Source organism: Streptomyces sp. NPDC003635 (assembly GCF_053587635.1).
This window is the reverse complement of record NZ_JBSFOK010000039.1, coordinates 37,886-62,444: the sequence shown is the minus strand read 5'-3', so window position 1 is coordinate 62,444 and position 24,559 is coordinate 37,886. Positions and strand designations below refer to the sequence as shown.

Here is a 24,559-nt window from a genome sequence, read left to right as displayed (position 1 = left end):
CGCGACCGGTCCGGTCTGGTGGATGCCGATCCTTCTAGCCGGGGGTGGCGTGTGACCATGAAATGGGATCTTGTTGATGTGGCGACTTGAAGAAGTCTTCACATCATGGGCGCACGCCACCCCGGACCGAGAGGGATCTAGACTTCCAACTGCTCTTCCACTTGCTTGAGTTGATGACGGGCCATCGCCAGGTTCGAGCGGGTCTTGTCGAGGACGACGTACAGGAACAGCCCGTTGCCGTTGCGGCCGGCCACCAGGCGGATGAGGTGGTACTGGCTCTCGAGCGTGATCAGGATGTCCTCGATACGGCTCTTGATCCCCAGCTCCTGCATGGTGCGGACCTTGGCGCGGATGACATCCGTGTTGCCGGCCGCCGCGACGGTCACGTCCAGATCCTTGCCCCCGCCCAACGTGCCCAGCGCCATTCCACTGGTGTAGTCGACCACCGCGGCCGCCATCGAGCCCTCGATGCCGGCCATCATCTCCTTCAGCGATACTTCAACGCTCGCCACAGAGCCTCCCCTTGTGAAGTCGGACGCGACGCGCCGGTACAACCCGGCTCGCCGATTGGCCGGACCGTATGCGCGCCGCCATGGCACACGGAGAAGCTCTTCGCGATTGACGGATGATGATCGAACGGCGCCCGGAAGAGTCCGCCTACGGGTCACAAGTGGCAAATTGCGACAAGAAGAGGTCCGGTGGGGGCGCTGGCCGAGGCACGCGCCCGAACGTCAGAAGTGCACCTCGACGCACGGCCGGCCGCGCGACTGCAGGCCGCTGCCGGTGTGTTCCCAGCCCTCGGCGCAGAGTACGGACCCGTTGGGAAGGTCCCGGCCGACCGGAATGGTGAACTGCTGGTGGTAGCCCCAGAACTGGGTGGCGCTGTTCCGGTCGATCCCGCCGCCCCAGACATGGAAGTGACCGGTGAAGTCGCCGTTCCAGGTGGTCGAGACGCTGATCTTCTCCACCCGCAGGCTGCTGCCGGTCACGGAGATGCACGTCCGGTGGTTGCAGCCGTTGGCACCGGCGGAGGCCGACGGTGTCCCGGCGATGAGCAGCGAGGCCGCACCGATCGCGCTCATCGCGATACGTGCCGCCCAACGTGCCTTGACCTGGCTTGCCTTCACGGGCTTGCCCTTCTTGTCCGTCCGCGCGGCCCGGTGCGGCGCGAGCGTCAAGATCATCGCAGCGCTCGAGCCGTGCTCTGCTGCACGGCATGGAGGGAACACCCGGATGGCGCAGGGGCGAGGGCGTGGGCGACGCCCTGAAGGGGCGCGCGGCTGTTCGCGGGGGACGGGTGACCGCCAGGTAAAGGTCGGTCTGACGGCGCGATGGGGCGTCCGTCTTGGCGGACGCCCGTAAATGCTGAGCTTGATGGGGCTGCTTTTGGCGGTGGTGGGCGAGAAGCTGCTAGCAAGTAGGGGGCTGGACCAGCGTTTCGTCATGATCGGATTGCGGCCAGAAAAGGCTGCCTGCAATCCGGCCGATCCCTGGTCCGCCCCCTCCCCGGACGCAGGGGCTGGATGCCCGGCAAAGTGGCAGGCTTCTGCAAGTAGCATGCTGAAGAGGGTGGTTGTCAGTCGATCTGGGGAGAGGGGGCGGCTGGCGTGGGGTGGTGTCCGGTGTCGTATGCATCGAGCGGGGGCGGCGGGTTCCCTTGGCGCCACGCTAAACGAGTTGCTCAAGGACTCCCGCTTCACGCGGTTCCGCACGGTCCTTGCGTCGCGTCGTCCGCCGCTGCGCAGCCAGTTCGGCACTTACCGCACACCCGCGCTGACGGCCGCCCTCGCCACGGCATTCGGTCTCTTCCTCACCGCAGTGATCACGCGGTGTCCGGTGCCCGGACTGCCCTCCAGGGATCCGGGCATGTGGACGACCGCCTGGATCCCGGTATGGGCAGTGCTGGCCGCCCTCGCGGCAATCTGGCCCGTCAAATGTCTCGCCCCTGGCCCCGCTTCACCCATTATTGCCGTGCCGCCGTAACCCGGGCCTTGGCCGATGAGGACAGCCGCACTTGCCACCGGGTGTCCGTCATCAGCTCGTCCGGCCCGCCCGACCCGCGCACACCGCCCAGGACAGCAAGCGCGCGCCCTGCGGGCAGCCCCAGCCGCAGCGGCCGTACGGCACCCGGGCACGACCCCGACGACGCGGACGACGCGCACAGCTACGACGGCGGCTCGGGCAACGGCGACTTCGGCGGGGGCGACTGAAACCAGCCGACCACGCCTGACCCTCACCTCGTCGGCGGCCGCCCCGCTCGGCGCGGAAGCCCAGGCGTTCACATCCGGGAGGAGCGGCCTTCGAAATGGCGGTGGCCCTCATCCCCCAAGCCCGATTTGGCTCCATCCACCAGCCAGTCGGCGCTACCTCCGAATCCGGTTCTTGAGGGCCGACGGAAGTTGGCTACTCGGCGGCCATGACGCGGGTCACCTTGCCGTTCAGGTCGGCGTTGAGGTATCCCGTCGCGTAGTCGTCGGAGAGGTACACGGCCAGTTCCAGCGGGGTGTCGAAGGTGTCGTCGGCCGGGTGGACGAGGATGTAACGCGCGGTGGGCCGCGCCACGTTGAGGTCCTTCTCGGCACGCTTCAGCAGGGCGGGAACGACGTCCCAGTCGAAGTCGTCCAGATTGAAAGGGTGTTCGCCGCTGCCTATCGTGCTGCTGATGATCCCCTTCTCGACGCCCCTGCCGGGGCGGTAGGTGTAGCTGTCGTACTTCGTATCGCTGTCCTTGACCATGACGTCCACGCTCACGTACTCCGGGTAGATGACCAGTTCGGCTGCGCGGTTGGTTCCGGTCGCGGCCTTGATCTCCGCGAGCGCCGTACGGATGCCGTCCGGGGTGAGCAGTCCGGCCTTTGTGTCGGCTGCGGCCGCGGAAGCCGAGCGGGACGCGGTGGGGGCGCTCGCTGTTGGGCCCGTCGTCGTGGCCGAGGAGGATCCCGGTGAGCCGGCCGACGGGTCGCGGTTCTGTTCGCCGCCATCCGGCTGCAGAACCCACACCAGCACTCCTGTCAGCACGACGCCCACGACGGACGAAGCGATGGCGACCCTGTGCTTCGAACGGCCGCCGGGCCGAGTTGGCGTGGGCCGCGTAGGGCCCGCCGGGGTCGGGCTCGGGGGACCGGCCGGTGCGCTGGAGTGAGCCGGGGGTCCGTAACCGGTCGGCGGCGGCCCGAAACCGGCCGCGGCCGGGGGTGCGGGGAATGCGGCGGCTGGGGGTGCCAGCGGGTATGACGTCGTCGGTGCTGCGCTGGGACGGTTGGGGGAGGGGGTCGCGGCGATGTTCCGATCCTCGGCGGCCGCCGCGAGCATGTGGTCGGCTGCCGTGGCGTCCGGGCGCTGTGCTGGGTCCTTGGCGAGCATGGCGTTGAGGAAACCGGTCAGCGGCCCGGACCGCTGGGGCGGCGGGAGTTCCTCGCTCAACAGCGCCGCCAGGGTCGCGAGAGTGGTTGCCCTGCGCAGCGGATGATGCCCCTCGACGGCGACGTAGAGCATCATCGCCAGCGACCACAGGTCGGAGCCGGGGCCGCCCTCGCCGCCGGCGATGCGTTCGGGAGCCATGTAGTCCGGAGTGCCGATGAGGGAACCGGTCGCGGTCAGGACCGTCGACTCCCGGATCGCCGCGATGCCGAAGTCCGTCAGGACGGGACGCTGATCGGGCCGCAGCAGGACGTTGGCCGGCTTCACATCGCGGTGCTGGATGCCGACGTCGTGGGCGGCGCGCAGCGCGGCCAGCACCTCGCGGCCCAGCCGCGCGGCAGCCACCGGCGTCAAAGGCCCTTGCTCGAGCCGGTCCTGGAGCGACCCCCCGGTGACCAACTCCATGACGATCCACGGGTAGGCATGGTCCCCGCCGTCGATGACGTGGTGGATGGTCACCACATTGGGGTGCTGCACACGGGCGAGCGCCCGTGCCTCACGCAACACCCGGGCTCGGAGCATGGCCGCGCCCGGAGGGTCGTACTCGGCCAGTCCCGGATCCGACGGCCGGACCTCCTTGAGCGCCACCGCCCGGTCCAGGACCAGATCGCGCGCCCGCCACACCATGCCCATGCCTCCGCCACCGAGCCGCGCCTCCAGCTCGAAGCGCCCGTCGATGACCCGTCTGCCGGATTCCCCGTCACTCATGGCGTGGAGCCTACGAGACGCCGGTGACACGCCCACCCCGAGGTCACCTGTCGGCCACGTCTTGGTGATGCTGCAGCTCGGCGACCCGCTGGTGCCCCGCCACACGCCGTGCTCGTCACGCACCCGCCCCACCGGCGATCTCGTCCAGCCGTTCCGGCGGCCCAGCGCGATCCGGCTCCCGAGGGGACGCCGAGACGGCGCCCGAGGCCGTCATTACGGCCAACGCCGTGACAGCCGTGACGATCACTGTGCCTACGTGTTTCATCGCGACTCCACCTCTGCGATCCGCCCTCACCCGCTACGCGTTCTGCACGCCGGATTGCTGGACGGCCAAAGTGGCAGCGATGGGGCTCACGGGCGTGTCCGTCCGGGCGGCTGTTCACCGCGGGGCCGCCCTGCACCAGCTGACCGTGGACGCGTCCTGTCGGGTCACGGGTTCGGTGGCGTCCACGAGGCTGCCTGGTCGCCTCGGTATGCGCGCCAGGCGGTCCTGAGCGCTTCGAGTTCGGCGCGAGGAAAGTCCTCGAGCCACCTGCCGCGGTAGGCGTTCTCGCCGTACTTCCTCAAGACCTCGTCGAAACAATCGATCACGGCTCGGGCAAGGACGTCGAGGTCCTGTCGGCTCGACCAGATCTCAGTCCCGGCGTTGTCGTGGTGATTGCCGTGGGCCAGTTCCAGGAGGCGGATCGACACGCTGGTGCCTTCCCGGTGGAAGATCCATCGGAATGCGGTGGGCTCGGCCTCGAACTGCACTCGGCACTGGGTTTCGCCGACGATCAGCCTGAACACGGCCGTCAGGAGATCCTCGGGGGCGGCGGTGATGTACGAAGCCGTGACTTCGGCTTCCGTCCCGTCGTCACTGACGACGCATTTGGCCCAACCACGTCCCGACAGGACCCAGACGAATCGCAACCGGGCCATCGTCGTACCTCTTCCAGTCCCGGGTTCCCTGCGCCGAGAACCGTGGGTCCTTCGCTCCTGTCCAAGTCTGGAGGATGGTGAGACTGCTGGCCAGGGGATGATCTGGCACCGGCCGGGATCCCCACCGGGTTCTCCGAAGCGTCCTCGTAGGCCGTCAGCGTCACACCGTCGCGCTCGAACCGGATCCGCGACGGTCGCGGGCGGGTGTCTCCCCGGACCGGGATGGGCCAGCACCAGCGTGGGCAGGCCGCGTTTCCCGGTCCGCGCGGACCGCCGTTCTTAGTACAGGCGCGGGTCTGTCCAGAAGGCCATTGCCGGCACGCAGGTCGCGCCGGGGCTGGTGCGATGGTGGAGGGCAAGAGGTACGTCGGCACGGGCATGCGGTGCATGGGCGGACACCCACCCGTCGGACGCGTCACGAACCTGTCAGAACAGCACACCTAGCCGTATGGGTTGAGTGCCCAGAAGCGGACCGTGTCGCTGCCACGGTCGAACCACAGGCTGGTGGAGTGGCCGTTGCCGTCGCGGTCGAGGTCGTGGGACCGGATCCACTGGGGGTTCTCCGGCCCCGCGTCCTTGAGCGGTTTCTCGAACCAGGAGGAGAAGTCATTGGTCGGCGCCTCGGTGACGAAGGAGTGGGCCGCCGTCAGCTCGGCAAGCTTCTCCGAGGTCAGACGGGCGAACCCCGAGATCACCAGCTCCGGCGACGGAATGCCTCGTTCGTCGTCCCGGTTGCTCACCCACTGGGCGTCAGTGAGCGGGCCCAGCAGCCGGAACGCCCGCTCCAGAGGTGCGGTGTCGGTGCGCCAGTCCCCCTTGGCCCCGTCCGCCGCCTCACTCAGGGCCCACCAGGCGGGCAGGACCGCCATCCCTGCCCCGATCCCGATCAGTTTCCGTCGCTTCAACGCCATCCCCCTCCGGCTCGACTTCGGGGGACGTTACCCCGCTCAGGCCCTTTCCCCGGCCTGTTCGACGTGCCGGGCGCCGGCGTTCACGGAGGGGGCCCGTGGGGCGCTCCCATGCTGTCCCGTCCGAATCAGCCGTGCGCTCCGCGCGGCAGGACCTGGACGGTGTCACCGACGGCCCGCTCACCAGTCGCATCCGACGGCACGTTGACCAGGGCTCCGTCGACGGCCATCGCGGTGGAGCCGCCGCCGTCGAGGTTGAGGGCTTGGACGGCGCCCAGGGACCGCATGAACCGTGCGGCCTCGGCGAGCGTGAAGCCCTCGCTGACGCCGGGCTGCCGACCGTCGACGGTCACCAGCAGCAGCCTGCCGTCGCGGTCGATGCCCGCCAGCGTGCGGGGCTGGCGGACGTTGGACCACGCGAACCCGAAGGAGAGGTCGAGCGGGTCGAGCGTGCCCTCGGTGGCGGCGTCGATGTGGACCCGGCCGTTCTCGACCAGGGTGGGCGCCGCGCTGACGACGCTGTCCTGGGGGCCGAGTGCGAGCTGCCGCCCCTCGGCGTCCCGCACGACTTCTCGGAGCTGCAGCCGCCGCCCCACCTCGGCGTGCTCGGTGAGCCAGTCGGCCGCCGTCCCGGTGCCCTGCAGGACGCTCCCGTCGGACGGCATGGAGCCGCCCCGGTCGCCACGGGAGACGACGACGCCGTGCTTGTCCAGTACGACCTGGGTACCGGCGCCGGTCGGCAGCGGGGCCCCGAACGAGGCGGTGAACTTGACCAGGTCGCTGGCGAGGGAGCAGGTCAGATCCTGCCGGGGCAGTTCGCTGGGGACGGCGCCCGGACGGCCGCAGTTGCGCACCTTGCCAGGCGTGCGGTTGATGCCCTCGACCGCGTGCGAGGCGGACCCGGCGCGCACGGTGACGCGGCTGGTCAGGTCAGCTATGCGGACGCGCCGTCCGCCGTCCTCGAGGATCAGCGCCGCGCGCGAGCCGACCGCCATGGACTGCAACTCGCCGTCCACCACGGACAGTCCGGCCGTCGTGCCCTGAACTCCGTCCGCGTCGGAGGTGATGAAGAACCCGCCGTTGACCCCCACCAGGGACTCCAGCCGGGTGGCCACTGCGGAGGTCTTCTCGCGGTCGGCTGTGTTGCCGCCGTCGCTGGCCTCGACGGTGCCCTGCAGCAGGCTCGGATCGATCACGGCCACGTGGATGCGCTCCGCGTCGGCGCGCTGCCGTCCGTCATAGCCCGTCCACTCCACGGATGTACGGAAACCCGCCTCCGACACCGAGGAGTTGAGCGTGCGTGCCTCGGCCTGGGTGGCGTACTGGCCGACCCTGACCTGCCAGCCCATCGTGCCGCGCGGTGTGTCCGCGTAGGAGTCCCAGGTCACCCGCTCCAGCCGGGGTGCGAACCCGGCCGCCCGCAACTTCTCGGCGGTGGCGTCGGCCCAGGACCGGTCACCGAGAGGGGCCCACGTGGCAGCGCCGGTGAGGCGGTTGACCGCGGGGGCCTGGACCGTGACCGTCCAGGAGCCTGCCGCCTCCGGGACGCTCAGCACGCCGGTGCGGACCTTGACTCCGGGAGCCAGGTACCGCGTGGTCCACGAGATCGTGTCCCCGCTCCCAGGTGCGATGTCCCGCTCGCTCGCGGCCGCCGGGGGAGCGAACGCGATCAGGGCGAGCACGGTCCCCAACGCGAACGTGCGTGCAGGCTTGCGCCGTCCACCGTGTCCGGTGCGTGCGGGTGTCTCGGCAATCACAGACATACCTCTCCTGATCTCTGACCCGTGAGCGGTCCGACGGCACATGAGCGCCGCGCCCAGTCATCTCACGGTGCGTACGGGGACGGTTGCGTGAAGAAGCGGGCAGGAGCGGGGAAAGCGTTGCTGATATTCGGAGGAGCAGGGTGACCGCCCAGGGCGGCGGGGGAGGGCGCCTGGACGGATGTGACATGGATCATGGCGCGCTTGGCGAGATCTTGGAATGTCTCACTCCGGACGACTGCTGCACTAGTTACGGGCTTCCCATGCCCAGGAGCGCCGCGCGATGAGGCACGGCACGGCCGTCCCCCGACCAGCCGCACCGTCGCGGCCGCACCCCGCTCCCTCCTGCACCACCCGCTCTGAAAGGTTCCCCTGCGCCATGCCACTGGCTCTCCTGGCCCTGGCTGCTGTCGCCTTCGGCATCGGCACCACCGAGTTCGCCACGATGGGGCTGCTGCCCCAGATCGCTGACGGGATCGGGGTGTCCGTCCCGCAGGCGGGCAACGTTGTCTCCGCCTACGCGCTGGGTGTCGTCGTCGGTGCCCCGGTGCTCACCGGCATCTGCGCGCGGATCCCTCACAAGCGGCTGCTGCTCCTGCTGTCCGGGCTGTTCGTCATCGGCAACGTCGCGTCCGCGCTCGCCCCCAACTTCGGGCTGCTCTTCGCCGCCCGCTTCCTGGCCGGCCTGCCTCACGGAGCGCTCTTCGGCGTCGGCGCGGTCGTCGCCTCCCGCTTGGTCGCCCCCGACCGGGCCGCACGCGCGGTGTCGAGGATGTTCCTCGGGCTGACCGTCGCCAACATCGTCGGCGTCCCGGCCGGCACGGCCCTCGGGCAGCAGCTGGGCTGGCGGTCCGCCTACGTGGCGGTCGCCGTCATCGGCCTCGTCGCTCTCGCCGCACTGGCCGCCTTCGTCCCCCACCAGCCCCGCGGGGAGCAGTCCGGCATCCGGCACGAACTGCGTGCCATGGGGAACCGGCAGGTGTTCATCGGCCTGGCCACCGCCGTCGTGGGCTTCGGCGGATTCTTCGCCGTCTACAGCTACCTCGTCCCCATGCTGACGAACCTGACGGGCCTGTCCGACTCCTCGACCACGCTCGTCCTCGCGCTCTACGGCGTCGGCATGACGCTCGGCACCCTGGCCGCCGGCCCGCTCACGGACCGCGCCCTGCGCCCGACGCTGTACGCGGGGCTGGCCCTGCTGTCCGCGGCGCTGGTGGTGTTCTACTTCGCCGTGCACAGCACGGTGCCCGCCCTGATCACGATCACGTTCATCGGTGCGATGGGCGCCCTGATCACAACCCCTGTTCAGATGCTGCTGATGGCCAAGGCGAAGGACGCCCCGACCATGGCGGCGGCCTCCAACCACTCCGCCTTCAACCTGGCCAACGCGGGTGGCGCCTGGCTCGGCGGCCTGGCCATCTCCGCGGGCTGGGGCTGGGCCTCACCGGTCCTGGTCGGCGCGGCCCTGGGCGTGGCGGGGCTGGGGCTGGCGTTCATGGGCGGCCGTATGGACCGCGGGGAGCGACACTCCGAGGTGATCACATCGTCGGGCGCGCAGACGGACCAGGTCGCCGCTGCTCAGTCCCACAGCGGATAGGAGACCGTCGGTGCGAAGCGTTCCGGCCTGCTGTCGGTGTAGATGAGTGTGATGCGGGAGTAGTGCGTGAGGTGCGGGCGCTTCTCCCAGGGCTCCGGGCGGTCGAGTCGTACGGTCACCGGGTAGGAGTCGAAGCGGCCCGCCGCGCAGTACGGCTTGCAGTCGTTGACCCAGTTCACGCCCTTGGCCTGCGCCGAGTCCGTGTCCCACTCGGACCAGCGCAGTGAGGTCAGGCGGCTGTTGCCGTCACCGCAGGCGAGCATGAAGTCGGTCGGGCGCACTTCCGGATGCCAGAAGCAGTCGACGAGCACGGGCAGCTCCGCCGGCTGCTGAGCGATCCGCGCGGCGGGCTCCGGGGCCGACCGGGCCGCGGTCGGCGTGCCTGTCGCGGTGGCGAGGGCGGCGAGCGCGAAGAGCGTGACCGTCGTGGTGAGTGCGCGCATGTGCATTGCCGTTCCCCGCTGCCGCTCGCCGCCGGATGTGCTGCTCCGACGCTACGGCCGGAGAACTGAGGGCACCACTCGAACGGCGTAGCGGGACGCAGTCACCCCAAAGGGCACCCAGTCACCCTGAGAGGTCACGCACCGTCGTCAGCGGCCCTTGCGCACCCGGGCCGCCGCGCGCGCCTCCGCGATCCTGCGGGCCTCGGAGGCCTTGCGGGACTCCTTCGCAGGGCGGCCCGCACGGGAGCCGAGGCCGCGGAACGGGATGTTGCCGCCGGTGCCCTTCGTCGCGGTCGGCGGGCGCTTCGCACCGGTGATGGCGGTCAGCTGCGCCTCGCCGGAGCGCACCTGGGTGACCGTCGGCCGGATCCCGGCCTCGGACATCATCCGGTTCACATCGCGCCGCTGGTTGGGGGTGACCAGGGTGACCACGGTGCCGGACTCCCCGGCGCGTGCCGTGCGCCCGCCCCGGTGCAGGTAGTCCTTGGCGTCGGCCGGCGGGTCGACGTTGACGACGAGGTCGAGCGTGTCGATGTGAATGCCGCGTGCGGCGACATTCGTGGCCACCAGCACGGTGATCTCGCCGTCCTTGAACTGGCCGAGCGTGTGCGTGCGCTGCGGCTGCGACTTCCCGCTGTGCAGCGCACCGGCCCGGACGCCGCTGGCCCGCAGATGACGGGTGAACTGGTCCACGCCCGCCTTGGTGTCCAGGAACATCAGCACCCGGCCGTCGCGCGCGGCGATCTCGGTCGCGGTCGCGTACTTGTCGGCGGCGTGGATGTTCAACACGTGGTGTTCCATCGTGCTGACCGAGCCGGCCGCCGGGTCGACCGAGACGGGGACCGGGTCGCGGAGGTAGTCGCGAACGAGCTGGTCGACGTTGCGGTCGAGCGTGGCGGAGAACAGCAGCCGCTGCCCGTCGGGCCGCACCTGGTCCAGGATCTCCGTGACCTGCGGCAAGAAGCCCAGGTCGCACATCTGGTCCGCCTCGTCCAGCACCGTGATCCGCACCTGGTCCAGGTGGCAGTCCCGGCGCGACACCAGGTCGGTCAGCCGGCCCGGCGTCGCGATCAGTACGTCGACCCCGGCCCGCAGCAGCGCCTGCTGCCGGTTGATCGACAGTCCGCCGACCACCGTTGCCAGTCGTACGTTCAGCGTCCGCGCGTACGGGTCGAGCGCGTCGCTCACCTGCTGTGCCAGCTCGCGGGTCGGCACCAGGACCAGGGCGAGCGGTCGCTTCGCGTCCGCCTTGAGGCCTGCCGTCCGTACGAGCAGCGCCAACCCGAACGCCAGCGTCTTGCCGGAGCCGGTCCGGGCACGACCCAGGACATCCCGGCCGTCCAGCGCGTTGGGCAGGGTGGCCGCCTGGATCGGGAAGGGCTCCGTCACGCCCTGGCCGGCCATGGCCTCGGTCAGCTTCGGCGGCAGGCCGAGTGCGTCGAAGGACGCGACCGGAGGCAGAGGGGACATGGGCCGAGGCGTCGACGGGTTCTCGCTCAAGGGGCACCTTTCTGATCGGGCGCCCCGGAACGGCGATGTCGAAGCGTGCCCCCATTTTATCAGCGGGCGCCCTCTCGACTTTTCGTGCAGCTCAGCGCACCGGTGCGTCCGTATGGGCCGTGATGTCCTCCACGGTGACGCCGGGAGCGGTCTCCACCAGGGCGAGGCCGTCGTCGGTGACGTCGAGGACGCCCATGTCGGTGATGATCCGGTGCACACAGCGCTCGCCAGTCAGGGGCAGGGTGCAGTCCTTGAGGATCTTCGACGACCCGTCCTTGGCGGTGTGCTCCATGAGCACGATGACGCGTCGGGCGCCGTGCACCAGGTCCATCGCGCCGCCCATGCCCTTGACCGTCTTCCCGGGAATCATCCAGTTCGCCAGGTCACCCCGCTCGGACACCTGCATGGCGCCCAGGACGGTGGTGTCGATGTGCCCGCCGCGGATCATGCCGAAGGACAGGGCTGAGTCGAAGAAGGCCGCCCCGGGCAGGACGGTGACCGTTTCCTTGCCCGCGTTGATCAGGTCGGGGTCGACCTCGTCCTCGGTGGGATACGGGCCGGTGCCGAGGATGCCGTTCTCGGAGTGCAGCACCACCTGGACACCCGGCGGCAGATGGCTCGGGATCAGGGTGGGCAGGCCGATGCCGAGATTGACGTAGGAGCCGCTGGTGAGTTCGGCGGCGGCGCGGGCGGCCATCTGGTCGCGTGTCCAGGCCATCAGGAACGTACCGTCCTCTTCTCGATCTGCTTGTCGGCGGCCTCGTCGGGGCTGAGGGCCACGATCCGCTGGACGTAGATGCCGGGCAGGTGGATGGCGTCAGGGCCCAGTTCGCCCGGCTCGACCAGTTCCTCGACCTCGGCGATGGTCACCTTGCCCGCCATGGCGGCCAGGGGATTGAAGTTGGCGGCGGCCCTGCGGAAGCAGAGGTTGCCGTGCCGGTCGCCGCGCCAGGCCCGTACGAGGGCGAAGTCGGTGGTGATGCCGTGCTCCAGGACGTGGGTGCGGCCGTGGAAATCGCGGATCTCCTTGGGCGGCGAGGCGAGTGCGACCGAGCCGTCCGTCGCGTACCGCCAGGGCAGGCCGCCGTTTGCCACCTGCGTGCCGACCCCGGCGGGCGTGTAGAAGGCGGGGATGCCTGCGCCGCCCGCACGCAGCCGTTCGGCGAGGGTGCCCTGCGGGACGAGTTCCACCTCGAGTTCCCCGGCCAGGTACTGGCGGGCGAACTCCTTGTTCTCGCCCACGTAGGAGCCGGTGACGCGGGCGATCCGGCCGGCGGCGAGCAGGACGCCCAGGCCGCGACCGTCCACGCCACAGTTGTTGGAGACGACCTCGAGCCTCTGCGCGCCCTGCTCGTACAGGGCACGGACGAGGACTTCCGGTACGCCGCTGAGACCGAAGCCACCCACGGCGAGTGACGCACCGTCAGGGACGTCGGCGACAGCCTCGGCGGCGCTGCTGCGGACCTTGTTCACGTGGGGATGCGTCCTTCCAGGTGGGGGTGGTGGAGGGGCCGTGGCGTCGACCAGCCGCTGTCAGCGACGACATGGGCGCCGGTGACGTCCGACGCCTCGTCGGAGGCGAGGAAGACGGCCGTGCTCATCAGGCCGTCGGATGTACCGGCTGGGGAGACGCTGTTGGCGCGGACGCCGTACGGCGCGCCCTCGGACGCCAGTTGTCGGGTCAGCGCGATCAGTTGACTGGTTGGTGGGCCGACAGTGAGCCAGCAACCCCGGCCGGCGACCAGATGCGGCCAGGCCGCCCGGACGGTCAGCCACACTGCGTCCAGTCCGTCGGGAATGGGGGAACCGGAGTCCTCGTGCGGCCGGCCATCGGTGTCTGCCCAGCAGACGATGTCGATGCCCCCGAAGGCGTCGACGGCCTCCGTCACCCAAGAGCGCACCGACGCCTCGTCGGTGACGTCCAGCGGACCGGGCGTGAGCGCCGTGCCGCCCTCTCGGGCGATCAGTCGCTGCGTCTCGACGGCCCCCTCGTGCGGCAGGTCCCCGCCGACCACGAGCGCGCCCTCCGCCGCGAACCGCCGTGCCATGGCCAGGCCGTGGCCGCGTGCCGTGCCGGCGATGAGCGCGACCTTGCCCTCCAGCCACTTCACGAGGAACCCTCGCGCAGCGCGTCGGAGACGGACTTCACGCCGCCGTGCGCGGTCATGCCGCCGTCGACCGGGATGTCGGCGCCGGTGATGAACGACGACTCGTCCGACAGCAGGAACACCACCAGCGGGGCGACCTCGGCGACGCTTCCGGTGCGTCCCAGGGGTGTTTCGCGGATGTTGGCCTCGCGGAACGCGGGGGCGGCGGAGGCCGTCATCTCGGTCTCGATGTAGCCGGGGTGGATCGTGTTGACGCGGATGCCGCGTGGTCCGAGTTCCAGAGCGGCCGTCCGGGAGAGTCCGCGCAGGCCCCATTTGCTGGCGGTGTACGCCACCGGGTAGTGAGCGGTCAGGGCCGCGGAGGAGCCGACGTTGACGATCGAGGAGCCGGGCGGCATGAGCGGGGCGAGGTGCTGGATGCCCAGGAGCGGTCCGGTGACGTTGACCGAGTGCACGCGGTCGAAGTCCCCCGCCCGCACCTCGCCGAGACGGGCGCGCCAGGTGATGCCCGCGTTGTTGACCAGGCCGTGTATCCGTCCGTACGACTCCTCCAGCTCGGCGGCGAGTTCGGTCCAGTCCTGTTCGCTGGTCACGTCGAGGCGGCGGCAGTCGCCGTGGGGCCGTGCGTCGGTGGCGATCACGCGTGCGCCCTCCCGGGTCAGCGCCTCCGCCTCGGCGGCGCCCTGGCCTCGGGCCGCGCCGGTGACCACGACGACCTTGCCCAGCAGCCTTTTGGGGTGGAGGGCGCTCACGGTCGCTCCCGGGACCGGCGCCGGCCGGCGGGCAGCGGCACCGGATCGGCGCCGGGCACAACGGTGTTGGACACGCTGCCGATGCCTTCCACGGTGAGGGTGACGGTGTCGCCGGGCTGCAGCGGCGGCGGTGTCCGCTCGCCGCGCAGACCCCACAGTTCGGCGAGGCAGCCGCCGTGGCCGCAGGTGCCGGAGCCCAGGACGTCGCCGGCCACCACCCGGGTACCGCGCGAGGCGTAGGCGACCATCTCCTCGAAGGTCCAGCTCATGTTGGACAGCAGGTCCCGGCCGACGACCTCGCCGTTGATTTCCGCGGTGAGCGCCAGGCGCAGGAGGCCGTCGGCGTCCCGGTAGGTCTCCAGTTCGTCGGCGGTGACCAGGTACGGGCCGAGGGTGGTGGCCGTGTCCTTGCCCTTGCAGGGGCCGAGGCCGACTCTCATCTCGGCGCTCTGGAGGTCCCTGGCCGACCAGTCGTTGAAGACGGTGTAGCCGACGATGTGGTCCCGGGCCTGCTCGGGGGTGAGATCACGTCCTTCCCGGCCGATGACGGCGCCGACTTCCAGTTCGAAGTCCAGGACCGCGGAGCCCGGTGGGACGGGGATGTCGTCGTGCGGGCCGTATACGGCGTGCGGGTTGGTGAAGTAGAAGGTCGGCGCCGCATACCACTGCTCGGGCACGCCGGTGGCGCCGTCCACCGAGCGTCGTACGCCCTCGACGTGCTCCTCGAAGGTGACGAAGTCCCGGACGGAGGTGGGCTGGAGCGGGGGCAGCAGCCGGACCTGTGACACATGCGGGCCGGGCGGCACGTCGAGTGCCGCCGCTCCCGCGGCGAGCAGGCCGGGCAGCCCCTCGGACTCCGACAAGAGCGTGGTGAGCGAGGTGACGCCGGGCAGGGGCAGGAGGGTGCCGTCGTCCTCCACGACGGCCACGCGGTGGCGGTGGCGGTGTTCGTAGGCGGCGAATCGCATGGTGCGGCTCCGGCAGGGTGGGGGCCGAGGACGCGGCGGGATTCAGTCAGGGCAGGTGACAGGGCCGGCCGCGCCCCCGGGGAGTGGAGGGCGGGTGATCAGACCGGAGGGGCGATGAAGACGCCGCGGTCGGGGTCGTTGAAGGACTCCTTGGCAACGAGTTCGTTCATGGGGTTGGCGGTGCCCCACTGGTCGGTGACCTCGGGCTGGGAGAAGTCGTAGACGTGCGGGTGCCAGGTGTCCTCGTCCAGGCACTCCAACTCCGTTGTGTACTCGACCGTGTTGCCGTGCGGGTCGAGGAAGTAGGTGAAGGTGTTGTCGCCCGCCATGTGGCGGCCCGGTCCCCAGATCTTCTGGTACCCGGCGCGGATGACCCGGCCGGAGCCGCGCATGTACTCGTCGATGCCGCGCATCTCGAAGGAGATGTGGTGCAGGGAGGTGTGCGGGCCCTTGGCCAGTGCCATGGAGTGGTGCTGGTTGGAGATGCGCATGAAGTGCATGACCTCGCCCATGTGCGGTGAGCTGAGGGTGTCGGAGAGGCGGAAGCCGAGGTGGCGCTCGTACCACTCGCGGGTGCGGTTGAGGTCGGGGGAGTTGAGGACCACGTGGCTGAGCTTGACCGGGATGGACTCCTTCTCCTCGATCTTGCGGTGCCGGCGTACCTCGACCTCGGCCAAGACCTCGATGGTGCGTCCGTCGACGTCGAAGAAGCGGAAGCCGTAGCCGCCGCCGGGGGTGTCGACCCGGCCCGGCTGGGTGATCAACTGCACCCCCGATGAGCTGAGTTGCTCGGCGAGCGTGTCCACGTCGGCGGCCGAGGCGGCGCCGTAGGAAACGAGGTCGAGGCGCTTCTCCTCGGCCTTGCGCAGGCGTACGACGTACTGCTCGGGCGAGCCCTCGGCGGCGAGGAAGGAGATGCCCGAGTCCTCGGAGACCTTGGTCAGGCCCCAGACCCCAGCGTAGAAGTCGAGCTGCTTGTCGTAGTCGGGCACGGCGAGGTCGACGTGGCGCAGGTGGGTGAGCAGGCGCATGGGATCACTCCTGGAGGAGGAGGGCGGAGGCGTTGCCGCCGCGTACGGCGTGGAGGACGGAGTCGGGCAGGGCGGCCGCGCGCAGGGCGGCGACGGGGTTCTCGGTGCCCATGTCGAAGGGGAAGTCGGAGCCGAGCAGCACCCGGTCCGGGCCCGCGACCCGGATCAGCTCGCGCAACACGTGCGGGTCGTGCACGAGGGAGTCGAAGTAGATCCGCTTGAGGTAACTGCTGGGCAGGTGGGCGCAGTCGGCTCCCGCGTCGGAGCGGGCGGTCCAGGCGTGGTCCGAGCGGCCGATGTGGGTGGGCAGATAGCCGCCGCCGTGCGCGGCGATCAGCTTCAGGCCCGGATGCCGGTCCAGCACGCCGGAGAAGATCAGATGCGAGAGGGCGACGGCGTTCTCCACCGGCTGGCCGACGGTATTGGACAGGTACCACTGGTCCAGTCGCTCGTCGAGGGTGCAGCCGAAGGGGTGCAGGAAGACGATCGCGCCGGTGTCCTCGGCCCTGGTCCAGAAGGGTTCGTAGTCCGGTTCGGACAGTTCCCGCCCGGGTGCGTGGCTGGAGATCTCGACGCCCAGCAGGCCCTGGTCCAGGGCGTGTTCCAGCGCCCGCACCGCCTGGCGGGGGTGCTGCAACGGCACCAGGCCGAGCCCGCGCAGCCGGTCGGGTGCGGCGGAACAGTGGGCCGCCGTGGCCTCGTTGGCGAGCCGGTACAGCTTCTCGGCCGTCTGTTCGTCGGCCCAGTAGTGGTAGTGCGACGGGGAGGGACTGACCAGTTGGACGTCGACGCCCTGGGCGTCCATCGCGGCCAGGCGGACGGCGGGGTCGGTCATCTTCGGGACGCGCTCGCGCACCATGGGCCCGCTCACGGCGAGGGCCGCGGGACCGTTGCGCCGGGCGTCCAGCTCCTTCGCCGCTGCCAGCCCTGGATGGCCGACCGCCAGGGCGTCGACCTCGGGCAGCAGCACGTGGGCGTGGACGTCGACGGTGGGGGAGGCGCTCACGGCAGCTCCCGCAGCATCGTCATCGTGCGGCCCATGAGGCCGGGGACGTCCGCGTCCCGCACGCCGTCGAGCTGCCACTGCCCGATCTGCACGGACGCCTCCACGACCGGACGGACGCGGGCCACGCGCCGCTCGTAGTAGGCCTGGAAGAGCGCGTCGTCCCAGCCCTGTCCGGAGGTGAGCAGCTCGGTGAGCACCCACGCGTCCTCCAGCGACAGTGCCGCGCCCTGGGCGAGCGTGGGCGGACAGCAGTGCGCGGCGTCGCCGATCAGCACGACCCGGCCGCGGTGCCAGGAGCCTTCCACCAGCATGCGGTCGAACCAGGTGTAGTTGACCTGTGCCGGGTCGGTGATGTGCTCGGTGATCTCCGGCCAGAAGCCCCCGTAGGCGGAGGCCAGACGGCGCATCTCGTCGGCGTACGAGGCGGGCGGGATCGAGGCCCGGTCGCGGTTGGCCTCGACGACGTAGGCGTACAAGGTGGCGTCGCCGGTGGGGCAGTAGCCGGCGATGTAGGCGGGGCCGCCGTAGGCGAGATCGGTGCGCACCACGCCGGCGGGGCGCGGGGCGGCGATGCGCCAGATGGCCATGCCCGTCGGTTCCGGCTTGTCGGTGATACCGATCGCGGCCCGGGTGGCGGATCCGAGGCCGTCGGCGGCGATGACCAGGTCGTAACGGGCCTCGCTGCCGTCGGAGAACCGTATCGACACACCGTCCGCGTCCTGGTCGACGACCTCGGCGGTGGTGCCGAGCCGCACGGAGGCGCCGCTGGCCCGTACGGCGTCTATGAGGATCTGCTGGAGGCGTGGACGCTGCATGCCGACGGTGGCGGGCAGATCGTCACCGCCGGTGCGCAGATCCCGGGCGACGTGCAGGACGGTGCCGTCGGGCGCGGTGATACCGACCGAGCCGAAACCGAAGCCGGACGCCTTCACCTGGTCCCAGACGCCGAGTTCGCGCAGGACACGCAGGGCGTTGCCCTGCAGGGTGATGCCGGAGCCGGCGGTGGCGTTCCAGTCCTCCTTGGCCTCGATCAGGTCCACCGCGAAACCGGCGCGGCGCAGAAACACCGTCGCGGCGTTGCCGGCGGCACCACCACCGATCACCAGGACCGTGCGGGCAGTGTTCATGAGGGAACTCCCTTGTTCCGTGTGCTACTTGACGGCGATCGGGTTGACGGGGGAGCCGACCGCGCCGGTGATCGGCAAAGGCGCGGCGGCGAGCCAGAACTCGTACACGCCGTCCGCCACGCAGTCCTCGGCCAGCGCCTCCAGGTCCCACATCTCGCCGATCAGCAGCCCGATGTTCGGGATGGCGACCTGGTGCAGCGGCTGGAAGGCGTGGTCGAACTCGTTGGGGCGGACTTCGAAGCCCCAGGTGTCCGTGGCGATCGCGGCGATCTCGGTCGAGTGCAGCCAGCCGGCCGTGGTGAACGACAGCCCCGGCGCGGGGCCCCCGGCGTAGTCGCCCCAGCCCTCGCGGCGTGCGCGGGCCAGCTGCCCGGTGCGGACCAGCACGATGTCGCCCCGGCCCACGGCGACCCCGTGCGCGCGGGCCGTCTCCGTCAGGTGCTCCTCGGTGATCGCGAAACCGTCCGGCAGCTCCCCGTCTGCGCGGAGCACCCGGCCGACGTCCAGCAGGACGCCCCGGCCCGCGACGTGGGGTGCCATGTGCTCGATGCCGGTGACGGCGTCGCCGTCGGAGGTGACGACCTTCTCGGCGGCCCGCCCGTTCCACGCCTTGCCGTGGTCGAAGATGTGGCCGAGCCCGTCCCACTGGGTGGAGCACTGCAGCGGCATGGCGATCACGTCGTCGGCGCCGCCGATCCCGTGCGGGAAACCCTGGATGCCCAGGGCGGCGTCGGTGCCGGTGTCCAGCATGGTGTGCACCGGGTTGGTGCGCCGCCGCCAACCCTTCTGCGGGCCGTTCATGTCGAACGCCTGCGACAGCGAGAAGCTGACGCCCCGTCGCACCAGGGCGGCGCCCGCACGGCGCTTGCCCTCGTCGAGGAAGTTGAGGGTGCCGAGCCGGTCGTCCTCGCCCCAGCGTCCCCAGTTGCGGTACGCCGTGGCGGCCTCGGCGATCGCGCCCTCGGGGTCGTGGCGGTTCACGCGGCGCCCTCCGCGACACACCGGGTGCGCTGGACTCCGAGTCCCGTGACCGTGCCCTCCATGATGTCGCCGTCCCGCAGCAGCCGTCCCCAGTGCATGCCGTTGCCGGCCGGGCTGCCGGTCAGCACCAGGTCACCGGGGAGCAGGCGCGCGGTCTGCGAGGCGTACGACACCATCCGCGCGACCTTGAAGATCATGTCCTGGGTGGACTCGTCCTGCATGGTCTCGCCGTTGAGCTGCAGCGTCACGCGCAGGTCGTCCGGGTCGGCGATCGACTCGGCCGGCACGATCCACGGGCCGAGCGGGGTGAAGCCGGGGGCGTTCTTGCTGCGCAGCCAGTCGGTGCCGATCTGCGGCATGTCCCGGCGGAACACGGTGGTCCGGTCGGTCAGGTCGTTGGCGATGGTGTATCCGGCGATGTACCGCGGCGCGTCCTGCACCGGCACCTGGTAGGCCGGCTTGCCGATCACGACCGCCAACTCCAGTTCCCAGTCCGGCTGCTGCGCCCAGGAGGGCAGGACGACGTCGTCGTACGGGCCGGTGATGGCGGTGGGCAGGCCGATGAAGACATACGGCAGGTCCTCGGCGGCCCGCCGGTCCATGATCGCGGCGGCCTCCGCGCGCCGTTCGCTCTCCGGCCGGTCGTCCTCGGGGGCGCGGTGGGCGACGTGCAGGTCGATGACGTGCTGGCGGTAGTTGGCGCCCGACTGGAACACCTGGCGCGGTGCCACCGGCGCGTGTACGCGCAGCTCCGCTACGGCGGTGCGGGCCGGGTCGGGGTCGGTCGCCAGGGCGCGCAGCCGTGGCAGGGCGCTCTCCCAGGCGTCCAGCACGTCCCGCATGGTCAGCCGGTCGTCGCCGAAGGCGTCCCGCAGGTCCAGAGCCTGGCCGTCCGGGGTGACGAGAGCGGGGAACTGCGGCCCGTCCGGGGTCGAGAGGGTGGCGAGGGCGAACGGTCCGGCGAAGAGCGCGGACGCGGGTTCGGGTTTCACGGACATGTCCTCCTGATTGCGGTGGGACTAATCTGGACCCGCCGCCCGCAATCAGGGAAATCGATTCTGTGGATGATCGGCATCCACCGTGTTGATAGTCGACCGAGTCGATACCCGCCCTCACTCCAAGGGACCGATCCGTGAACCTGGCCCGCCTCGATCTCAATCTCGTCGTCGCCCTGCGCGCCCTGCTGGAGGAACGGAACGTCACCCGGGCCGGACAGCGGGTCGGGCTGAGCCAGCCCGCGATGAGCGCGGCCCTCGCCCGGCTGCGCCGCCACTTCGACGACGACCTGCTCGCCCGCGTCGGCGGCCACTACGAGCTGACCGCACTCGGCCAGGTGCTCCTGGACCGCACCTCCACCGCCTACGACGTCCTGGAACGCCTCTTCTCCAGCCAGGCCGACTTCGACCCGGCCAAAGAGACCCGCGAGTTCAGGCTGGTGGCCTCCGACTACGCCGTCGCCGTGTTCGGCACCGAACTCGCCCGCGTGGTGCACGAGGAGGCCCCCGGCATCCGGCTCCGCTTCACCCAGACCCCGCCCACCGTCGTCGACGACACCGCGACCCTGCTGAGCGCCACCGACGGCCTGCTCATGCCGCACGGCGTGATCAGCGGCTTCCCCTCCACCGACCTCTACGACGACCGCTGGGTGTTCATCGTGTCGCGCGACCACCCCGGCATCGAGGACCAGCTCACCCGGCGCGACCTGGCCCAGCTGCCATGGGTGACCTACCAGCGCACCTACGACGCCCCCGCGGTGCGGCAACTGGGCATGCTCGGCATCGAACCGCGCGTGGAGGTCTCCGTCGACGGCTTCCAGCTCCTGCCCCTAATGATCGCCGGTACCCGGCGTATCGCCCTGATCCAGGCGCGGCTGGCACGGATGCTGACGCCCATCGCCGAGGTGCGGGTGCTGGAGCCGCCGTACGAGGCGGTGCCGCTGCGGGAAGCGCTGTGGTGGCACCCGGTGCACACGCATGACGCGGCCCACATCTGGCTGCGCGAGACCGCGGCGCGGGTCGGGGCCCGACTGCCCCGCGCGGGCGAGGAGTGACCCGATGAAGGCACCTCACCAGGAGTCGGTCCTCTCCCGTGCCGCCCGCATCCTGGAGGCGTTCAGCCAGGAGGAGCCGGCGCTGACCGTCTCCGAGATCGCGCGCCGCACGGGACTGCACGTGGCCACGGCCTCGCGGCTCGTGGCCGAGCTGGTCGCCCACGGCTTCCTGGCCCGGGACGTCGATCGCCGGGTGCGCATCGGCGTCCGGTTGTGGGAGCTCGCCGTACGGGCCTCGCCCGCGCTGTCCCTGCGCGACGCCGCGATGCCGTTCATGGAGGGCGTGCACGACGTGGTGGGCCACCATGTGCAGCTGGGCGTCCTCGACGGCGACGAGGTGCTGTTCCTCGAGCGCCTGTCAGCGCCGAACGCGGTGATCAATTACACCCGGATCGCCGGGCGGCTGCCCCTGTATGCCTCCTCCAGCGGTCTGGTGCTCCTCGCCCACTCCCCGGCGGACCTCAAAGAACGGCTGCTCACCGCCCCGCTCACGCCCTACACGCCGGCGACCCCGGCCACGCCCGCCCGGCTGCGCGCCTGCTTGGCCGACGTCCGGCAGCAGGGGTACGCCCTCTGCCCCGGCTACGTGCACGAGGAAGCGCTCGGCGTGGCCGCCCCGGTGCGGGGCGCGGGCGGCCAGGTGGTGGCTGCGCTGTCGGTCATCGTCCCCAACGACGCGGGCGCGCAGGCGGTCGTCCCCGTCGTACGCACGGCCGCGCGAGGCGTGTCCCGTGCGCTCGGCGCGCCCACCGGGCCGGGAGGGGCCGGTATGTGACGGGGGTATGGCAGCGGCGCGAAGTTCCTCTCTCACTGAGTGAGAATGCCGTCGCTCCGTGGCGGCGGCCGCGCGCATTCTGCCTGCATTCCACAGACGGGAGGCGACAACGTGGTCGCACACAACCTGCTGCCTGCGACTGTCCGTTCCACCCCGGCCCTCTCCTTGCGGGTCCGTGCCAAGGAGATCGTCGCGGACGGCGTCGTGTCCCTCACCCTCGACCACCCCGACGGCGCACGGCTGCCGGCCTGGACGCCGGGGGCACACCTCGATCTCGTCCTACCGAACGGGACCACCCGCCAGTACTCCTTGTGCGGCGACCGGTGGGACCCGTACACGTACCGCGTCGCCGTCCTGCGCGAGCCCGCCGGGCGCGGGGGATCGGTGTACGTGCACGACCGGCTGATGCCCGGTGATCGGGTGGGCGTCGGCGGGACGCACAACCACTTTCCGCTCGCACCGGCCGACCGCTACCTGTTCATCGCGGGCGGCATCGGAATCACCCCGTTGCTGCCGATGATCCAGCAGGCCGAACTGGTGGGCTCCGACTGGCAGTTGCTCTACGGAGGCCGTACCCGCGCCTCCATGGCATTCCGCTCGGACCTCACGCACACGTACGGCGACCGTGTGCACATCCATCCCCAGGACGAGTACGGCCTGCTGGACCTGGCAGCGTGGCTCGGCGAGCCGCTCCCCGGAACCAAGGTCTACTGCTGCGGACCCGCCCCGCTCCTGGCCGCCGTGCAGCAGGCCTGCGCGCCGTGGCCCGACCACAGCCTGCGTACCGAACGGTTCAGCGCCGCCGACCGGTCCCAGCCCGTCCGTCAGATCCCGTTCGAGGTGGAACTGCGGCGCACCGGCGCAATGGTGACCGTCCCCCCGGACGTCTCCGTGCTGCACGCCGTGCGCCGGGCCGGCGCCGAGGTGCTGTCCTCCTGCGAGCAGGGAACCTGCGGCACCTGCCTCGTCCCGGTGCTGGAGGGAACGCCCGACCACCGGGACACGGTTCTGGCCGAACATGAGCGCGCGGCAGGCGACTGCATGCTGCCGTGCGTGTCCCGCTCCCACTCCGACCGCCTGATTCTGGATCTCTGAACGTCCGCGACCGGCACACGTGTGCCGCGAGACCGCGGCAGCGTCGTGACTCGTCGGGGTTTCCTTCCGCTGAACCCCACGGTGCCCCAGCCTGTGTGCCCTGTGCCCTGTGCCCTGTGCCCTGTGCCCTGTGCCTCAAGCCTTCCTGTCCCGAGCCGCCTTTCATGGAGCCGCCATGACCGAGAAAGCAGCCGTACCCGCGTCAACACCGATCAGCGACGCGGACCCCTTCGCCCCCGAGCACCTGGCACACCCCGAGCCACTGCATCGTCAGTTGCGCGCGGCCGGCCCCGTCGTCCGCCTGTCCTGCTACGGCGACGTGCACGCCCTGGCCCGCTACCCCGAGGTGCACGCCGCCCTCGTCGACTGGCAGACCTTCCAGTCCGGCGCCGGCGTCGGACTGGCCAACTTCCGCCACGACAAGCCGTGGCGCCCACCCAGCCTGCTGCTGGAGGCCGACCCGCCCCACCACGACGCGCCGCGCCGGGTGCTGCGCGAGATCCTCGCCCCTCTCGCGCTGCGCCGACTGCGCGAACAGTGGCAGACCGTCGCGGAGGAACTCGTGGAGTCGGTACTGGCCGAGCAGGGAAGGGAGTTCGACGCCTTCGAGTCCCTGGCGAAGGCATTCCCCTTGCGGGTCTTTCCCGACGCCGTCGGTCTCGGCCCGCACGGGCGGGAGAACCTGCTGCCCTACGGCAACATGGCCTTCAACGCCTTCGGACCGCGCAACGCCCTGGTCCAGGCCGACGCGCACCGCGTCGGTGAGCTGTCGGCATGGGTGAACGCCCAATGCGCCCGCGAGGCACTGGGCAAGGACGGCTTTGGTGCCCGGATCTGGGCCGCCGCCGACCGCGGCGACCTCACCCACGCCCAGGCGCCCCTGGTGGTGCGCTCGCTGCTCACCGCGGGCGTCGACACCACCGTGCACGGACTGGCCGCCGCGCTGTACGCCTTCGCCACACACCCGCAGGAGTGGCAGCGGCTGCGCGCCCGCCCGGAGTTGGCGCGGGTGGCGTTCGACGAGGCGGTGCGCTGGCAGTCACCGGTGCAGACGTTCTTCCGCACCGCCACGACCGACGTCGACATCGCCGGTACCCGCATCCCCGAGGGCGGCAAGATCCTCATGTTCCTCGGTGCCGCCAACCGGGACCCGGGGCGCTGGCCGGACCCCGACCGCTTCGACCTCGCCCGCGACCCCTCGGGACATGTCGGTTTCGGCATGGGCATCCACCAGTGCGTCGGCCAGCACGTCGCCCGCCTGGAGGCCGAGGCCCTGCTCACCGCCCTCGCCCGCCGCGTCGGACACCTCGAACTCGTCGGCGAGCCGAGGCGACACCTCAACAACACCCTGCGCTCCTGGGCCTCGCTTCCGGTGCGCATCCGGACGGCGAGCTGACCACCGGAACCCG

Annotated in this window: 25 protein-coding genes; 7 read left to right on the top strand and 18 right to left on the bottom strand. The window is 70.9% G+C overall.

Going from position 1 to position 24,559, the window contains the following annotated elements:
• Window positions 1-137: 137 nt before the first annotated feature.
• A complete protein-coding gene (locus tag ACWDRW_RS29760; RefSeq protein ID WP_451728112.1) occupies window positions 138-512 on the bottom strand; it encodes a hypothetical protein in 375 nt (124 codons plus the stop codon).
• A 219-nt stretch (window positions 513-731) separates the two neighbouring features.
• Window positions 732-1,184: a hypothetical protein gene (locus ACWDRW_RS29755; RefSeq protein WP_451728109.1), complete on the bottom strand. Its 453-nt coding sequence runs from the start codon at window positions 1,182-1,184 to the stop codon at window positions 732-734.
• Between the two features lie 493 nt (window positions 1,185-1,677).
• On the opposite strand from ACWDRW_RS29755, the gene ACWDRW_RS29750 reads away from it, so the two are divergent.
• Both ACWDRW_RS29750 and ACWDRW_RS29745 read left to right on the top strand, forming a co-directional pair.
• Window positions 1,678-1,983, top strand: coding sequence for a hypothetical protein (locus tag ACWDRW_RS29750; protein ID WP_451728106.1), 306 nt, complete (start codon window positions 1,678-1,680; stop codon window positions 1,981-1,983).
• Window positions 1,984-2,024: 41 nt separating this feature from the next.
• Entirely contained in the window at window positions 2,025-2,210 is a 186-nt protein-coding gene (locus ACWDRW_RS29745; RefSeq protein ID WP_451728104.1) for a hypothetical protein, read from the top strand.
• A gap of 193 nt (window positions 2,211-2,403) precedes the next feature.
• On the opposite strand, the gene ACWDRW_RS29740 is transcribed toward ACWDRW_RS29745, so the two are convergent.
• The 4 genes from ACWDRW_RS29740 to ACWDRW_RS29725 all read right to left on the bottom strand — a co-directional run bounded on the left by ACWDRW_RS29740 (window position 2,404) and on the right by ACWDRW_RS29725 (window position 7,720).
• Window positions 2,404-4,128, bottom strand: coding sequence for a serine/threonine-protein kinase (locus ACWDRW_RS29740; protein WP_451728101.1), 1,725 nt, complete (start codon window positions 4,126-4,128; stop codon window positions 2,404-2,406).
• Between the two features lie 429 nt (window positions 4,129-4,557).
• Window positions 4,558-5,049, bottom strand: a complete 492-nt coding sequence (locus tag ACWDRW_RS29735; protein WP_451728098.1) for a hypothetical protein — start codon at window positions 5,047-5,049, stop codon at window positions 4,558-4,560.
• A 440-nt stretch (window positions 5,050-5,489) separates the two neighbouring features.
• Window positions 5,490-5,960, bottom strand: coding sequence for a hypothetical protein (locus ACWDRW_RS29730; protein ID WP_451728096.1), 471 nt, complete (start codon window positions 5,958-5,960; stop codon window positions 5,490-5,492).
• Between the two features lie 125 nt (window positions 5,961-6,085).
• Complete coding sequence (locus ACWDRW_RS29725) at window positions 6,086-7,720, bottom strand: phosphodiester glycosidase family protein (protein WP_451728093.1); 1,635 nt, start codon at window positions 7,718-7,720, stop codon at window positions 6,086-6,088.
• Window positions 7,721-8,096: 376 nt separating this feature from the next.
• On the opposite strand from ACWDRW_RS29725, the gene ACWDRW_RS29720 reads away from it, so the two are divergent.
• On the top strand, window positions 8,097-9,314 hold the full coding sequence (locus ACWDRW_RS29720) for an MFS transporter (RefSeq protein ID WP_451728090.1): 1,218 nt from the start codon (window positions 8,097-8,099) through the stop codon (window positions 9,312-9,314).
• Here the strand turns inward: ACWDRW_RS29720 and ACWDRW_RS29715 are convergent.
• The 12 genes from ACWDRW_RS29715 to ACWDRW_RS29660 all read right to left on the bottom strand — a co-directional run bounded on the left by ACWDRW_RS29715 (window position 9,296) and on the right by ACWDRW_RS29660 (window position 20,228).
• The gene (locus tag ACWDRW_RS29715; protein ID WP_451728087.1) at window positions 9,296-9,763 is read right to left on the bottom strand and encodes a hypothetical protein; all 468 of its coding nucleotides are present in this window, start codon (window positions 9,761-9,763) and stop codon (window positions 9,296-9,298) included. The genes ACWDRW_RS29720 and ACWDRW_RS29715 overlap by 19 nt on opposite strands.
• Window positions 9,764-9,904: 141 nt before the next feature.
• Window positions 9,905-11,227 carry a DEAD/DEAH box helicase gene (locus tag ACWDRW_RS29710; protein WP_451728084.1) on the bottom strand — a complete coding sequence of 441 codons (1,323 nt, stop codon included), beginning with the start codon at window positions 11,225-11,227 and terminating at the stop codon, window positions 9,905-9,907.
• Between the two features lie 121 nt (window positions 11,228-11,348).
• Window positions 11,349-11,975 carry a CoA transferase subunit B gene (locus ACWDRW_RS29705; RefSeq protein ID WP_451728081.1) on the bottom strand — a complete coding sequence of 209 codons (627 nt, stop codon included), beginning with the start codon at window positions 11,973-11,975 and terminating at the stop codon, window positions 11,349-11,351.
• Complete coding sequence (locus ACWDRW_RS29700; RefSeq protein ID WP_451728078.1) at window positions 11,975-12,730, bottom strand: CoA transferase subunit A; 756 nt, start codon at window positions 12,728-12,730, stop codon at window positions 11,975-11,977. The genes ACWDRW_RS29705 and ACWDRW_RS29700 overlap by 1 nt, the downstream gene beginning before the upstream one ends.
• Window positions 12,727-13,368: an SDR family NAD(P)-dependent oxidoreductase gene (locus ACWDRW_RS29695; RefSeq protein WP_451728075.1), complete on the bottom strand. Its 642-nt coding sequence runs from the start codon at window positions 13,366-13,368 to the stop codon at window positions 12,727-12,729. The genes ACWDRW_RS29700 and ACWDRW_RS29695 overlap by 4 nt, the downstream gene beginning before the upstream one ends.
• A complete protein-coding gene (locus ACWDRW_RS29690) occupies window positions 13,365-14,117 on the bottom strand; it encodes an SDR family NAD(P)-dependent oxidoreductase (RefSeq protein WP_451728073.1) in 753 nt (250 codons plus the stop codon). Before ACWDRW_RS29690 ends, ACWDRW_RS29695 begins: the two co-directional genes overlap by 4 nt.
• Window positions 14,114-15,085: a fumarylacetoacetate hydrolase family protein gene (locus ACWDRW_RS29685; RefSeq protein ID WP_451728070.1), complete on the bottom strand. Its 972-nt coding sequence runs from the start codon at window positions 15,083-15,085 to the stop codon at window positions 14,114-14,116. Before ACWDRW_RS29685 ends, ACWDRW_RS29690 begins: the two co-directional genes overlap by 4 nt.
• 98 nt (window positions 15,086-15,183) lie before the next feature.
• Window positions 15,184-16,116 (bottom strand): VOC family protein, encoded by a 933-nt coding sequence (locus tag ACWDRW_RS29680; RefSeq protein ID WP_451728067.1) that lies wholly within the window; start codon window positions 16,114-16,116, stop codon window positions 15,184-15,186.
• Window positions 16,117-16,120: 4 nt separating this feature from the next.
• Window positions 16,121-17,122 carry an amidohydrolase family protein gene (locus ACWDRW_RS29675; RefSeq protein WP_451728064.1) on the bottom strand — a complete coding sequence of 334 codons (1,002 nt, stop codon included), beginning with the start codon at window positions 17,120-17,122 and terminating at the stop codon, window positions 16,121-16,123.
• Window positions 17,119-18,249, bottom strand: a complete 1,131-nt coding sequence (locus ACWDRW_RS29670; protein ID WP_451728061.1) for an FAD-dependent oxidoreductase — start codon at window positions 18,247-18,249, stop codon at window positions 17,119-17,121. The genes ACWDRW_RS29675 and ACWDRW_RS29670 overlap by 4 nt, the downstream gene beginning before the upstream one ends.
• Before the next feature lie 24 nt (window positions 18,250-18,273).
• Complete coding sequence (locus ACWDRW_RS29665; protein ID WP_451728058.1) at window positions 18,274-19,230, bottom strand: cyclase family protein; 957 nt, start codon at window positions 19,228-19,230, stop codon at window positions 18,274-18,276.
• On the bottom strand, window positions 19,227-20,228 hold the full coding sequence (locus ACWDRW_RS29660) for a fumarylacetoacetate hydrolase family protein (protein WP_451728055.1): 1,002 nt from the start codon (window positions 20,226-20,228) through the stop codon (window positions 19,227-19,229). Before ACWDRW_RS29660 ends, ACWDRW_RS29665 begins: the two co-directional genes overlap by 4 nt.
• Before the next feature lie 134 nt (window positions 20,229-20,362).
• Here ACWDRW_RS29660 and ACWDRW_RS29655 point away from each other — a divergent pair, with 134 nt between their 5' ends.
• The 4 genes from ACWDRW_RS29655 to ACWDRW_RS29640 all read left to right on the top strand — a co-directional run bounded on the left by ACWDRW_RS29655 (window position 20,363) and on the right by ACWDRW_RS29640 (window position 24,546).
• Window positions 20,363-21,280 carry a LysR family transcriptional regulator gene (locus ACWDRW_RS29655; protein ID WP_451728052.1) on the top strand — a complete coding sequence of 306 codons (918 nt, stop codon included), beginning with the start codon at window positions 20,363-20,365 and terminating at the stop codon, window positions 21,278-21,280.
• Between the two features lie 4 nt (window positions 21,281-21,284).
• On the top strand, window positions 21,285-22,055 hold the full coding sequence (locus ACWDRW_RS29650) for an IclR family transcriptional regulator (RefSeq protein WP_451728049.1): 771 nt from the start codon (window positions 21,285-21,287) through the stop codon (window positions 22,053-22,055).
• A 111-nt stretch (window positions 22,056-22,166) separates the two neighbouring features.
• Window positions 22,167-23,150, top strand: coding sequence for a PDR/VanB family oxidoreductase (locus ACWDRW_RS29645; RefSeq protein ID WP_451728047.1), 984 nt, complete (start codon window positions 22,167-22,169; stop codon window positions 23,148-23,150).
• 175 nt (window positions 23,151-23,325) lie between these two features.
• A complete protein-coding gene (locus tag ACWDRW_RS29640) occupies window positions 23,326-24,546 on the top strand; it encodes a cytochrome P450 (RefSeq protein ID WP_451728045.1) in 1,221 nt (406 codons plus the stop codon).
• The last annotated feature ends 13 nt before the right edge of the window (window positions 24,547-24,559 follow it).

Coding starts and splice junctions, on each gene's coding strand:
- ACWDRW_RS29755 (WP_451728109.1), bottom strand. CDS start 1,184: ATGATCTTGACGCTCGCGCCGCACCGGGCCGCGCGGACGGACAAGAAG.
- ACWDRW_RS29740 (WP_451728101.1), bottom strand. CDS start 4,128: ATGAGTGACGGGGAATCCGGCAGACGGGTCATCGACGGGCGCTTCGAG.
- ACWDRW_RS29735 (WP_451728098.1), bottom strand. CDS start 5,049: ATGGCCCGGTTGCGATTCGTCTGGGTCCTGTCGGGACGTGGTTGGGCC.
- ACWDRW_RS29730 (WP_451728096.1), bottom strand. CDS start 5,960: ATGGCGTTGAAGCGACGGAAACTGATCGGGATCGGGGCAGGGATGGCG.
- ACWDRW_RS29725 (WP_451728093.1), bottom strand. CDS start 7,720: ATGTCTGTGATTGCCGAGACACCCGCACGCACCGGACACGGTGGACGG.
- ACWDRW_RS29720 (WP_451728090.1), top strand. CDS start 8,097: ATGCCACTGGCTCTCCTGGCCCTGGCTGCTGTCGCCTTCGGCATCGGC.
- ACWDRW_RS29715 (WP_451728087.1), bottom strand. CDS start 9,763: ATGCACATGCGCGCACTCACCACGACGGTCACGCTCTTCGCGCTCGCC.
- ACWDRW_RS29710 (WP_451728084.1), bottom strand. CDS start 11,227: ATGTCCCCTCTGCCTCCGGTCGCGTCCTTCGACGCACTCGGCCTGCCG.
- ACWDRW_RS29705 (WP_451728081.1), bottom strand. CDS start 11,975: ATGGCCTGGACACGCGACCAGATGGCCGCCCGCGCCGCCGCCGAACTC.
- ACWDRW_RS29685 (WP_451728070.1), bottom strand. CDS start 15,085: ATGCGATTCGCCGCCTACGAACACCGCCACCGCCACCGCGTGGCCGTC.
- ACWDRW_RS29680 (WP_451728067.1), bottom strand. CDS start 16,116: ATGCGCCTGCTCACCCACCTGCGCCACGTCGACCTCGCCGTGCCCGAC.
- ACWDRW_RS29670 (WP_451728061.1), bottom strand. CDS start 18,249: ATGAACACTGCCCGCACGGTCCTGGTGATCGGTGGTGGTGCCGCCGGC.
- ACWDRW_RS29660 (WP_451728055.1), bottom strand. CDS start 20,228: ATGTCCGTGAAACCCGAACCCGCGTCCGCGCTCTTCGCCGGACCGTTC.
- ACWDRW_RS29650 (WP_451728049.1), top strand. CDS start 21,285: ATGAAGGCACCTCACCAGGAGTCGGTCCTCTCCCGTGCCGCCCGCATC.
- ACWDRW_RS29640 (WP_451728045.1), top strand. CDS start 23,326: ATGACCGAGAAAGCAGCCGTACCCGCGTCAACACCGATCAGCGACGCG.